This window comes from uncultured Zhongshania sp. (assembly GCF_963975605.1).
Classification (GTDB): Bacteria; Pseudomonadota; Gammaproteobacteria; order Pseudomonadales; family Spongiibacteraceae; genus Spongiibacter; species Spongiibacter aquimaris.
Window position 1 is genome coordinate 41074 of the sequence record NZ_CAXBHN010000020.1, and the last position, 12863, is coordinate 53936.

General features: G+C 49.7%; 9 protein-coding genes. 5 read left to right on the forward strand and 4 right to left on the reverse strand.

Features of this window, described 5'->3' with window-relative positions; all coding sequences use genetic code 11:
* Nucleotides 1-382: 382 nt before the first annotated feature.
* Nucleotides 383-2812: an acyl-CoA dehydrogenase gene (locus AAC007_RS14305; protein ID WP_339677681.1), complete on the forward strand. Its 2430-nt coding sequence runs from the start codon at nt 383-385 to the stop codon at nt 2810-2812.
* A gap of 15 nt (nt 2813-2827) precedes the next feature.
* Nucleotides 2828-3139: a DUF2007 domain-containing protein gene (locus tag AAC007_RS14310; protein ID WP_296434097.1), complete on the forward strand. Its 312-nt coding sequence runs from the start codon at nt 2828-2830 to the stop codon at nt 3137-3139.
* Nucleotides 3140-3345: 206 nt separating this feature from the next.
* On the opposite strand, the gene ilvD is transcribed toward AAC007_RS14310, so the two are convergent.
* Complete coding sequence (ilvD, locus tag AAC007_RS14315; RefSeq protein ID WP_339677684.1) at nt 3346-5187, reverse strand: dihydroxy-acid dehydratase; 1842 nt, start codon at nt 5185-5187, stop codon at nt 3346-3348.
* 230 nt (nt 5188-5417) lie between these two features.
* On the opposite strand from ilvD, the gene AAC007_RS14320 reads away from it, so the two are divergent.
* Both AAC007_RS14320 and AAC007_RS14325 read left to right on the forward strand, forming a co-directional pair.
* Nucleotides 5418-6548, forward strand: coding sequence for a mechanosensitive ion channel domain-containing protein (locus AAC007_RS14320; protein ID WP_296434096.1), 1131 nt, complete (start codon nt 5418-5420; stop codon nt 6546-6548).
* A 171-nt stretch (nt 6549-6719) separates the two neighbouring features.
* A complete protein-coding gene (locus AAC007_RS14325) occupies nt 6720-6959 on the forward strand; it encodes a hypothetical protein (RefSeq protein WP_219043205.1) in 240 nt (79 codons plus the stop codon).
* Nucleotides 6960-6969: 10 nt separating this feature from the next.
* Here AAC007_RS14325 and AAC007_RS14330 read toward each other — a convergent pair whose 3' ends face one another.
* The gene (locus AAC007_RS14330) at nt 6970-7452 is read right to left on the reverse strand and encodes an NUDIX domain-containing protein (RefSeq protein ID WP_339677688.1); all 483 of its coding nucleotides are present in this window, start codon (nt 7450-7452) and stop codon (nt 6970-6972) included.
* A 134-nt stretch (nt 7453-7586) separates the two neighbouring features.
* Between AAC007_RS14330 and AAC007_RS14335 the strand changes: the two genes are divergently transcribed.
* Nucleotides 7587-8375, forward strand: a complete 789-nt coding sequence (locus AAC007_RS14335; RefSeq protein ID WP_339677690.1) for an SDR family oxidoreductase — start codon at nt 7587-7589, stop codon at nt 8373-8375.
* A gap of 16 nt (nt 8376-8391) precedes the next feature.
* Here AAC007_RS14335 and hemW read toward each other — a convergent pair whose 3' ends face one another.
* Nucleotides 8392-9576, reverse strand: coding sequence for a radical SAM family heme chaperone HemW (gene hemW / locus AAC007_RS14340; RefSeq protein WP_339677692.1), 1185 nt, complete (start codon nt 9574-9576; stop codon nt 8392-8394).
* Between the two features lie 312 nt (nt 9577-9888).
* A complete protein-coding gene (locus AAC007_RS14345) occupies nt 9889-12807 on the reverse strand; it encodes a hypothetical protein (protein WP_339677694.1) in 2919 nt (972 codons plus the stop codon).
* Between the last annotated feature and the right edge of the window lie 56 nt (nt 12808-12863).

Here is a 12863-nt window from a genome sequence, read left to right on the forward strand (position 1 = left end):
GATATTATTTTAAAGTGGCCTATACACAATTGTTGCTTTGCTCTCTGTCAGCTCTACTTTTGCTTAAATCGTAGCCAAAGCGCTCGCTCGGCCCTGTCCTATTGCGTGCGATCTTTCTTTGTCAGAGAACAAAATTCCAGTTCGTGTAAGGGTCTCTTTCAATTAGTTAGAGGCGAGAGTGTGGCTGACATCGTTGATGCAGTCCATATTTTGGTATAACTAAATTAAATTTAGGCCGCGTCGTTACTGGTCTATGTGTGAACTTTCGATCGCCGGCTTTGCCTCATTAATGCAATAGTCACTGCGACAGCGTAGCATGGTAAGCACTATTCACTGATCTAAACGTTTGTATCGCAAACCACTACAGCTCAGAGAGGGTACTATGATTGGCCTGTTAGCATTTCTTGCAATTGTTATTGTCACCGCCTTAATTTTTTCTTTCCAGTTATCTCGGCGTCGCGGCTGCGCGGTGTTTGTTGGCGCCTGGTTGCTGGCTGGTTTGTGCAGTGACTTCTTTGTTCATCCCATCGTTTTACTGGTCTTGTTGGCCGTGCTGGCGGTGATTGTTGTCGACAGCTTAAGAATCCGTTTTATCAGCGCACCGGCAAAAGTGGCATTGAAAAAAATGATGCCCGCGATGAGCAGTACTGAGCGCGAGGCGCTGGATGCCGGCACCACCTGGTGGGAAAAAGATTTATTTTCCGGTCATCCCGATTGGTCTAAGTTCGAGGCGATCGAGCTTTCAACACTTAGCGAAGCAGAGCAAGCCTTCCTTGATAATGAAACCGCAGAGCTCTGCGAGATGCTCGACGAGTGGCAAATTCATCATCACGATAAAGACCTCTCGCCAGCGGTGTGGCAGTTCATAAAAGACAAAGGTTTTCTCGGCCTGATCATTCCCAGTGCATACGGCGGTCTCGAATTTACGCCTTACGCGCAAAGCCGCGTTGTGAGCAAAATTGCCAGTCGCTCGACAGTGGCGGCGGTCAGCGTGATGGTGCCCAATTCATTAGGTCCCGGCGAGCTGTTGCTGAAATACGGAACCGATGAGCAAAAAGACTTTTGGCTGGCGCGTTTGGCTAAGGGCGAAGAAGTGCCCTGTTTTGGTTTGACCAGTCCCGAGGCGGGCTCGGATGCCGGCGCGATTCCCGATACCGGCGAGGTCTGCGAACAAGAATACAACGGCGAAAAAGTTCTGGGCGTAAAACTCAATTTTTCAAAACGCTGGATTACCCTTGCGCCGATCGCGACGGTTGTGGGGTTGGCATTTCGCCTCAGCGACCCCGACGGATTAATAGGTGACGAGGTTGAGCGCGGTATTACCTGCGCGCTGGTTCCCGCAGATTTGGCGGGGGTGGAAATCGGTCGCCGTCATTATCCCGGTTCGGCATTTATGAATGGCCCGATAACCGGTGTCGATGTCTTTATACCCATGTCGATGTTGATTGGTGGGAAAAAATATATCGGCCAAGGCTGGATGATGCTGGTGGAGTGTTTGGGTGCTGGGCGCGGTATTTCACTGCCCGCACTATCCACTGCCGGTGGCGAAATGAGCTATTTAATGGTCGGTGCTTTCGCGCGAATTCGACGCCAGTTTGGCATTTCGGTTGGCAAGTTTGAGGGTGTTCAAGAAGCCAGCGCAGACATTGCGGCGGGTGCGTATATGCTAGAAGCCTATCGTGCCCTAGTGACTCGCGCCTTGGCTGATGGCGCGCCGTCGGTCTTAACGGCGATGGCCAAATATCACGCGACGGAAACCATGCGCAGTCTGATTAATCACAGCATGGATATTCTGGGTGGTCGGGCTATTCAAATGGGGCCAAGAAATTTTATGGCGCTGGTTTACCAGACTATTCCCATCGCGATTACCGTTGAGGGCGCAAATATTCTTACCCGCTCGATGATTATATTCGGACAGGGAGCGATGCGTTGTCACCCCTATTTGGCGGATGAACTTGAAGCCCTGTCTGATGACAGCGATGGCGCTTTAGAGCGCTTTGATGGCTTGCTTAGCGCTCACTTAGCGCACACCGCTGGCGTGTTTAGTCGCGGATTTTTGCAGGGTTTGACGGCGAGCAAGTTTTCAAAAACGGATTGCGGAAATAGCGCTTTGTCGGCGCGCTGGTATCCTAGAATTGATCGCTACAGTGCCGTATTTGCGGCGACGGCGGACTTTGCATTACTGCTACTGGGTGGTGATCTTAAACGTCGGGAATTACTGTCGGCGCGACTTGGGGACGTGCATAGTCAGCTTGTTATCGCCTGCGCTATTCTCAAATTTCATGATAGTCAGCATGCCAGCGAAGCTAATACGCTACATGCGGAGTTTGCCTTAAAACGCAGTTTTACAGCATTAAATAAAGCGCTAATGGGCTTTTATCAAAATATGCCACAGCGTTGGATGGGTTGTGTGTTACGCGTAGTATTTTTCCCCTGGGGTGTGCCGAGCTTTGACGTGTCGGATAATGATATTCGCGATTTGGGCGATATGATTATGACCCAAAATCCGGTGCGGTCGATATTGGCAGATGCGGTACATATGAGCGACAACGACGAGGACGCCCAAGGCCGTATTCATCGCGCTTTTCAATTGTTGAGTGAAATTGAAAACGACTACGATGCGGTTCTTCATGGCAAATTGCCAGGCGATAGCTTTGCTGAAAAATTACAATCGGCAGTGGCGGCTGGTCTGATAACTGAGCAGCAGTCGCAGCGGCTTGCAGAGTACGATGAACGCCGTTATGACTGCTTGCTGACCGATGCCTTCGACGCCAAACTGAACGATATTGATGTGCGTCCGGTTCGGCCATAGTGTGCGGAGTGGTAGGTGGAAAAAATATTTACCGATCAGAATTTGATGTTGGTTGTGAATGTGCAAAATCTGTTGTTGGCAGAGGGAATAGCTGGCGAACTGCGCAATACGTATGCAGGTGGCGCGTCCGGAAGCTTGGCCTTCACAGACGTGTGGCCAGAGTTGTGGATTGATGAGCGACATTTGGCCAAGGCAAAAAGCTTGTTGGCAGAGTTGAGCCAGCGGCCAGAGCAGGCTTGGGTTTGTTCTCGTTGTGACGAAGAGAGCCCGAGCAGTTTTGATTTTTGCTGGCAGTGCGGCGAACCGTCGCCCAGTTCAGGGCCATAGGTTTTGCGCTTGAATACTACCACAAAAATTAGGGGTAATTGCCTATCAAAAGTTGACCGTTTCTAGGCTATATTACGCCTACTGTCTTTTTAGCGGCTACTTGCTGAGAAGATAATGGGACGGGTTTTGTCTTCTGTTGCGTGAAGATACAGCCAAATTTAAAGGGGCCATTTGGCCCCTTTTTTTTATGCACTCAAAATAGTGGATTAAAGCTGGTTTATATCCCGCACTGCACCTTTGTCGGCGCTGGTGACCATTTTGGCATAGGCTTTAAGGGCTGCTGATACTTTGCGCGGCCGCTCGTTCACGGGCTTCCAGCCATCGGCGCCTTTGGCGTCCATCGCTTTGCGGCGTTTATTGAGCTCACCCTCGTCGATCAGCACGTTAATGCCGCGATTCGGTATGTCGATTCGAATAATATCGCCCTGTTCCACCAAGCCAATAGCGCCGCCAGCAGCTGCCTCTGGCGAAGCGTGACCGATGGATAAGCCCGATGTGCCTCCAGAGAAGCGGCCGTCAGTTAATAGCGCGCAGACTTTGCCCAGTCCCTTGGATTTGATATAGCTGGTTGGGTATAGCATCTCTTGCATACCGGGGCCGCCTTTGGGGCCTTCGTAGCGAACGATAACCACATCGCCGGCTTTAACTCGGTCGTGGAGAATATCGTCTACCGCGCCTTCTTGGCTCTCGCAGATGTGCGCGGGGCCCTCAAATACCAAGATGCTTTCATCAACACCGGAGGTTTTTACGACGCAGCCGTCCTCAGCGATATTGCCGAAAAGTACCGCTAAGCCACCTTCTGTAGAAAAGGCATTCTCTAAATTGCGGATACAGCCATTTTCGCGGTCGGCGTCCAGTGAGCCCCAGCGTGTGTCTTGGCTAAAGGCAGTTTGGGTTGGGATGCCGGCGGGGCCTGCTTTGAAGAAATTTTTCACGGCATCGTTATCGGTGCTCATGATGTCCCACTGGGCAACGGCGGCGCCCATGGTGCTGGCGTGTACTGTCGGCAGGTTAGGTTCGAGTAAACCGGCGCGATGGAGTTCACCGAGAATAGCGAATACGCCACCGGCGCGATGCACGTCTTCCATATGGTAGAGCGGCGTATTTGGCGCAACCTTGCAAAGCTGCGGTACTTCACGAGACAGTTTGTCGATGTCTTTTAAGGTGAAGTCCAGCTCGGCTTCTTGGGCTGCCGCAAGCAAGTGCAAAATAGTATTGGTTGAGCCGCCCATGGCGATATCCAGCGCCATGGCATTTTTAAAGGCGTCGTAGGAGGCAATGCTGCGCGGCAGCACGCTGTCGTCATCTTCTTCGTAGTAGCGCTTGGCGAGTTCGACAATACGGCGGCCGGCTTCTAAGAATAACTTTTTACGGTCTGCGTGGGTGGCTAGCATTGAGCCATTGCCAGGCAGCGACAAGCCGAGGGCTTCGGTTAAACAGTTCATGGAGTTAGCAGTGAACATGCCGGAACACGAGCCGCAGGTAGGGCAGGCGGAGCGCTCATACTCGGCGACTTTTTCGTCGGTGGCGCTGTCGTCGACGGCGATAACCATGGCGTCAACCAAGTCGAGCTTGTGCTCAGAGAGCTTGGTTTTACCCGCTTCCATTGGTCCGCCAGAGACGAATACCACGGGAATGTTTAAGCGCAGCGCTGCCATCAACATGCCGGGGGTGATTTTGTCGCAGTTGGAAATACACACCATGGCATCGGCGCAGTGGGCGTTGACCATGTATTCGACAGAATCGGCGATAATGTCTCGGCTGGGCAGGCTGTACAGCATACCGTCGTGACCCATGGCGATACCGTCGTCGACCGCGATGGTGTTGAATTCTTTGGCGACACCGCCGGCTTCTTCAATTTCTCGGGCGACTAGCTGACCCATGTCCTTTAGGTGGACGTGGCCGGGCACAAATTGCGTAAATGAGTTAACCACGGCAATGATTGGCTTCTCGAAGTCACCGTCTTTCATGCCGGTGGCGCGCCACAATGCGCGTGCCCCCGCCATATTGCGGCCGGAAGTGGTGGTTTTAGAACGATATACAGGCATAAATTCCTCTTTGGCGATCGCCGAGCCGTGTCGTGCATAGAGTATAAAAGCGCGTCAGTTTAACACATAGCCCCGTGTCGTCGCATGGACGAATCCGCCATACTCTGGGCTCTAATGTGCAATTGTCTGCGTACATTGGCAAGATGATCTACTTTGTAATTGCAGTAATCAAATTTTGCTTGGTTTGTCGCGATTGCAGTTACTATGAAATTCACAGCGGGAGTTAAGAAATGGATGAGGCACTGGGTGCAGTAAATAGTGTGGCACCCGATTGGCTGGGCGTTTGGGGCCCTTTTGCCGTCGTCATGCTCCTTTTGTTCGGCGTTTGGTTTTTTACCCGCAAGATATTTGCAGTTCAAAAAGATCACGGTGCGGATATTCGCTACCGCGAACAGGGCACCAAGCTGGTATTTCGCTTAAGCGGGTTACTGCTGGGGATCACTACCTTCCCGATGGAAAGCGAGCTGCGGGGCCAGTTGTTGAGCTTGGTGGGTTTGCTACTCAGTGCCGCTATTGCGCTGTCTTCTACCTCGGTGATGGGCAATTTAATGGCGGGTTTTATGCTGCGCACGGTCAATAGCTTTCGCGCCGGTGACTACATTGAATTTCGCAATGAATTGGGCCGCGTATCGCAGCGTGGCTTGCTGCACGTCGAGTTTCAGAACGAAACCAGCGAGCTGGTGACGGTACCGAATTTATTGTTAGTGCAAGAACCCTACAACGTAGTGCGGTCATCCGGCACGGTGGTGTCTGCCGAAGTGTCACTGGGTTACGACGTTGATCGCCGCGATATAGAAACGGCGCTGTTAAAAGCGATTGAGGCTGCGGAACTGGGTGACGGCTTTGTGCAAATTCGCAATCTTGGCGACTTTTCGGTTAATTACCGCGCCAGCGGCTGGTTGAAAGAGGCGGGGCTTTTGGTTAGTGCGCGCTCCCGATTGCGAGGCAAAATGCTAGATGCGCTGCACGACGCTGGAATTGAGATTGTGTCGCCGTCATTTATGAATCAGCGACCTTTGCCACCGGAATTAAAATTTATTCCAACCCGGAAAAAAGTAAATATGCCGGAAGAAGATAAAAACGGACACGCTGAGGAAATCCTGTTTAGCAAAGCAGAAGTGGCCAGCGCCGTTGAAAATCTTGAGGCAAAAATAAAAAAATTGAAGGAAAAATTAAAAATCGAGCCGATAGAGGGTGAGGAAGATATAGATCGAGACGCAGTCAAAGAAGAGCTATCGGCCTTAACCGAAGAGCTTGAGACGGCGCGGGAAAATGCCAAGGTAGAAGCTGCGCGAGATCGTCACGGAAAGGATGAAGACGATACTGAGGAAGTAGAGGAGGAAAAACCGCTAAAAAAATAGGCTAGGCAATAGGATTGTTACCGAAAATGATAATAGCGATGCCCAGCTTTTGTATAAGTGACTCGTTCAAAGTGATGAAGATCCAGCACGAATAAGGCCCGTTCTCGGCGTAGCAAGTTTAGCGCCGGTTTGAGCGATAAAAATTGAAAGCGCTGAACAAAGGTGAACGCTATGGATCAAGAAAAGCGTAGGGGAGATGCTCCTATTCCACAGGGCGCGGCAGACATGCTAAATGAGCTGCAACAACTGGCATTGCGCCAAATGGAGGGCTTTGGTTGGCGACTTCATTTTATCAGGAGGCCACTTTTCCAAGAGCGGGTTGTGGTGGTGATTGACGCATCTGGCGAGAATATTGGTATCTTAGAGGAAGATGGCAGCATCAATATGTCGCCCGCCATCGCCCATCGCTAATTAGTAATCCCTATTTACCGATTTGGGTTTTTATCCAATCTGTTAACGCGAGTCCTGTACCCATCGGCCAAGGGTTAATGTCTGCTGGGGCGACAATTTTGTAATCATCTAATTCGTGGTTGAGTTTTATCTCGCCGGCAGCTTTTACGTGGTAGGCAATAATGACCTGATTTTGCTGCGCAAATGGGTAGACCCCAACCAGTGATGTCTCCAAGGCATGTAGATTTAGTTCTTCCATGGTTTCACGGCGCGCGCATTCCTCGGGATCTTCGCCAGCTTCTAAAAAACCGGTGATAATAGAATAGAACGTTTTTGGCCAGGTCACGTTATGGGCCATAACTACACCGCCCTCTACTTCAACAATCATGGCGACCACCGGTACGGGATTGTTCCATAATACAAACCCACAAGCGGGATCTGGACAACCCTTGCGGATTTCACTATCGATCAATCGTTCGGCAATGGGGCTGGCGCATTGGGGGCAGAAATTCATGGAGCAACCTCGAGATTGTTGTTGGGTAATATAGTCAATTCACAGATTTTGCCACAGAGCGGCGGTATGCGACTATGTTTGTGGTAAATCAGTGGCTTACTTACCCTTAATTCAGACACAAGCGGTATCTTGGTATGGATCTTAAATTAAAGAATAAAATCGCCTTGGTGACCGGAAGTAATCGCGGCACTGGCGAAGTGATTGCTCAAACTCTCGCCAGAGAAGGTGCAGTCGTTGTTTTTCATGGCAACGAAGAAGGTGCCGCTGAGCAAGTAGCGGCTGGTATCGAGAATGCGCATGCGGTGTGGGGCGACATAGCTACCGATGCAGGTTGCGATCAAGTATTGCAACAAACCCAAAGCGCGGTGGGTACAATTGATATTTTGGTAAACAATTATGGCACTGCAACGGCGGGTAAGTGGGCGGTAAGCAACACCGAAGGTTGGTTGGATATGTACCAGAAAAATGTGCTGTCGGCGGCACGTTTGATTCAGGGCTTCAGCCCTGCAATGCGTGAAAAAGGTTGGGGGCGAATTGTTCAGCTGGGCACGATCGGCAGTCATCAACCCAATAGCATCATGCCGCATTATTACGCCTCCAAAGGTGCATTGGCGACGATGAGTGTGAGCTTGACTAAAGAGTTGAGTCATACCGGTATTACCGTTAACACCATCTCGCCAGGTTATATTCGCACTGCAGAATTGGAAGCGGGCTTTCGACGTCGCGCGGAGAAAAAGGGCTGGGGTGATGATTGGAATGATATTGTGAAAAATATTGTTGCAACGGAATATCCAAATCCCAGCGGTCGTATTGCAGAGCGTCAGGAAGTCGCAGACTTGGTCGCGTTTATTTGCAGCGATCTAGCGGGTTTTATCAATGGCCAGAATATTCGCATCGACGGTGGTGCGGTGGCGTATGTGTGACATCATTCGCGCTACATCAGTCGGTTAAGAACTCCGCGAGTACAGAGTCCAGCATATCGTAGCCGCGTGGTGTTGGTGAGTAATTGCCGCCAACGAGTTGCAGCAAACCAGTGCTGATAAATTTATCGATGGTGTGGTTTATCGTCTGCCAAGCCAAGCCAGTGCGAGATTCAAACAAGGACGCGGAGAATCCTGTCTGCAGACGCAGCGCATTCATCATAAATTCTAGTGGTAAATCCGCCCGGGCAATGATGTCAGTTTTACTTGTTCTAGACGGTGCGCGACTCAAATAATCTTCCGGCTTGCGGGTTTTTTGATAGCGAATAAGCTCGCCATTCACTTGACTGATTTTGCCGTGCGCGCCAGCACCAATTGCGAGATAGTCACCAAATTGCCAGTAGTTAAGATTGTGTCGCGCTTGGTGGCCAGCCTTGGCAAAAGCAGATACTTCATAGCGGCCGAAACTTGATTCGGCCAAAAGATCGAAACCGGCACTTTGAATGCGGTGCATTTCCGTTTCTACGGGTAGGCTCGGCGGTCTTTTAAAAAACTCGGTATTGGGTTCGATGGTAAGTTGATACCAACTAATGTGGGGTGCACCGGCGTCAATGGCAATCTGCAAATCACGCAAGGCATCGTCTTGGGTTTGATCATTGAGGCCGTGCATAAGATCAACATTAAAATTATCGAAGCCGGCATTTCTTGCGCAGGCTATTGCTCTCAGGGCGTCATCGTTGCTGTGTATTCTGCCTAGTTTTTGAAGCTGCTTGGCATCAAAGCTTTGCACGCCAATGGATAGACGGTTGATTCCCGCATGGCGATAACCGTCAAAGCGGGCTTGCTCAACCGTACCGGGATTTGCCTCTAGGGTAATTTCAATATCTGGCGCGAAGTGCAGCCGCGCGCGTAATTCTTTAAATAGGGTTTGGTATGCCTGCGGGCTAAACAAGCTGGGCGTGCCGCCACCGATAAAAATGCTTTGTAACTCTCGACCTTGAATAAATTCTAAATCTTGATCGAGGTCCTCTAGCATCGCCTCAATATAAGCTTGCTCTGGCAATTCACCCTTTTTTTCATGTGAATTAAAGTCGCAGTAGGGGCATTTGCGAACGCACCAAGGGATATGGATGTATAGAGCAAGGGGTACTTCGCTTAGCAAGCCTGCTTCGGCATTGAGATCGGGAAATTTTGAATTGTTCATAGCCGACGTGTTCTTGAGCTGCTTGTTGCGAACCGTCAGTTTAGCATTAATTGAGAGGGTGTTTTAGATTTTCGGATCTGACTCAAGTAGCTTTCCGTTTGAAATTTTTACAATTAAAGGCACCTAACCTGAGAGTGAAATCGTGCTGAATAACTATGTCATCGTGGAAGGGTGAGTAAACTTACAGGAAACTGCAATAAAATTACGCAGAGGGATTGTTTATTCTAATGCTGAAATCACTTTTTGTAAGTGATGGGCTTAAGCTTAAATCGCCAGTTCTAGGTAGACGAAACTGGCGATTTAAGCTTTGTGCTATTCCACAATAACTTGAATGGTGCCGGACACATCTCCGTTATTTTTCAGCACTTGTTCGCCCGGATCCTGTTGAGTTGCCGGGGGCGAGGCCAATACAGAATCAAAGAAGCTGGCATAAATCATTACTTGAGATCCACTAGCCATCGCAGGTATCGTCCAGCGTTTACCCGAAGGCTGCACACCATCTAAGCAGGTCGTCCCGCCGCCAGGGGGAGTTGTCAAAGGAAGCACATTTACTTCTTGGCCACTTTCATCGTAGGTATGTATAACGAAAATGATATTATTACCCGATTGAAGGCCTTCAACGGGTTTAGCAGAGCAGGCAAGATCTATTTGCAATTCGTAATCGGCTTCGGCTTCGTGATCGAAGACCCAGGCCATAATGTAACTGCCCAATGCGCCAGAGGTAACGCAATCGGTACCTTTTTCACCCTCCGAATATTCAACTTCAATACACCGCCCCTGCGTTTCGCTTGAGGTACCAAAGCCGATGGTGTTGTCACCCATATTCTCGATCGTGCCAGCGCTGTCTGCAATCAACGCCACACTCGTAGTTAGGCATTGATCGCCGCGCTCTTCAGAAAAGACTAAATTGTCTGAATCCGATTGATCAAAATTAAACGGGCGGCCTTCAGACAGCGAGCCCATTTTTTGACGGATAGTTGTTGGTGACAGACCCTCGTAATCGGGGTCTACCACACCAAAGGTGGTTTCTACTTCGACGTCCTCAGGATTGCTGTTGGTGCAATCTTCTCTTGGTGAGCTGGCATTCGTCACCACGTTTGCATTCATATAGACATTGCCCGCGCAATCTAGTGTATTGATTGTCACATTGGCCTTTATGTTGCTATCTTCATTACTGGTGGCGGTGAGTACAAACGTGCCTACCTCCTCCGTAATGAATCGCACAGTATTATTGGCTAGCTCTGTCAGCGTGCCGCCATCGGAAGTCCAAGTTACAGAGTCATCATCGCTAAACCCGGTGATGATGGCGCGATTTTCTTCCGTGTAGACAGTTTCGTCGCAACTACCGGCTAGTGTTTCCTCAATACTAATCTTTAAGTCTGCCAACTTAACTTCTGCGGTTGTCCTGCGAGGCTCTGTTGGCACTAGGGTTTTAGATGTAGAGGTTAATGTAATGTACTGAGGGTAGCCCTCTGGATCCGAGGGGGTTGCTATCCTTAATTGTAATGAGTCTCCGCTTCGTGTCTTAGACACGCTAAGATTACTGGAGGTCTGCATTTCATGTTTTTCGGGAAGCACTGAGTTGAGAATGGTCACGTCGACATCAATGACTTCTCCTGGGTTGTTGACAACAATTGGGCTAGAGGAAAACAAAAATGATTTTGCGAGGTTTTCCATCACGATGGTGTCTTGCTCCATCGCGAGCGTGTTGGTATATGAGGGAAACTTCCCTGATTTCAGTTTCACCTCGAGTTCAGACTGACCAATTTCCTGTGGCGTGATTTTACGATCTTGTCCGGTGTTTAAAGAAAATGCAGTGCCTGAAATAAACTTTGGCTCAGCATAGTCACTGCCAATCTGGATGTTATTCCAGCTGATAGGAGGCACAATTAACTCGCAATCTTGAGTTCCTGATTTAGAGGTAACTCTGTTCGCGACTTCACTGGCCCCGAACAGTAAGTTGGGGTCAACTGGGCTCTTTGGCGCACCTAATACCGCAAAACCAGTGTCTAAAACCAATTTAGAAAAGTCGTATTCTTTGCTTCGCGCATCTACTCGAAAAAGCCAACTCGGTTCTGAAAACTTGTCGGTGTAATCTTCTTCGAGGCGTGGTTTTGGAATAATTGTCAGTTTGGCTTCCGTAATTTCAGATGGCAGCAGCGCTGCAACCATGTCAATTTCCATATTGTTGGTAATACTGCTAACCGCCATCGCAGTCGTCAATACCGCCAGCGGTGTCGCAATAGCCCCTTTGCCTAGTTGGCCACTTACGGTAAATAACGTGTTGAGTGCTGAGCTCTTAGCCGCTTGGGTTGCTGCGGCACTTTGGGCGTTTCTCTGTTTAGTTTGCGCCTCGTATGACAACTTCATACCGCGAGACAGCGTCTCGCCATCATGTATCGCCACTTTATGTTTACGATTGTCTGCGTAGCTGCCCGTGCATTGGGCGCGGCGTACCATCGATTCCGTCGTGGCAACATTGCCTATTTCCCCCAAGTCTGGGGTTGTCGTAAAGATTGGCCCATCAAAACGACTCGCAAAATTCTCTAATAAGCTTTTGAGATCCAGTTTTTCCATCACCTGCGCGATGTAGGCCTTTTCATTTGCGGACATCGTCGCGAACACGTCGCGCTGATAAGCCAAGCTAATTTCACTGGTGGGATCGTTGAATAACTCGTGGATGTAGTGGGCCGTCAAAAGATAGGGGTCATTTTGGATATCTTCGTCTGTTACCGTCGCCGGATCGTAACCGAAGGCCTCTTCAAACTTGATAAGTGTCTGCTCAAGGGTATCCAGCACATCAGCGTAATTATCGGTATCACTAGCCGGGGGGAGGGGATCGACTTTGATAGCTGGGATGTTGCAGCGTGCGCCATCTACTTCTGCAACCAGTAAAATTTCGCCACCGTTTGCTGCCAAGTCCGGTGTTATGGGCGCACTGACGATGTACCCCATATCGCTAGTAACACTACTCAGCGGGACTTCGCTGTCTGGCAGAACTATGGAGACTGCTTGGAGGGTTTCGTTTGTTTTGAATTCTATCGGATCGCCGGGCAGTATGGTGTCCGTTGTCAGAAGAGTTAGCGTCTCACAGGCTTGATTTGCAATGCCTCCGCCTCCGCCAGCACCGCCACAGGCAACTAGTAATATGGTCGAAATCACGACGATATAGCCTAGGGGTTTGCGAAGTAGTTGTTTAAATAGGGAAAAATTCAACTGTTTAAAATACATTATACCCGTGGTGCATTTAGGAAATGACGACTTTCAGGTTGTTTAATTTATTCCCT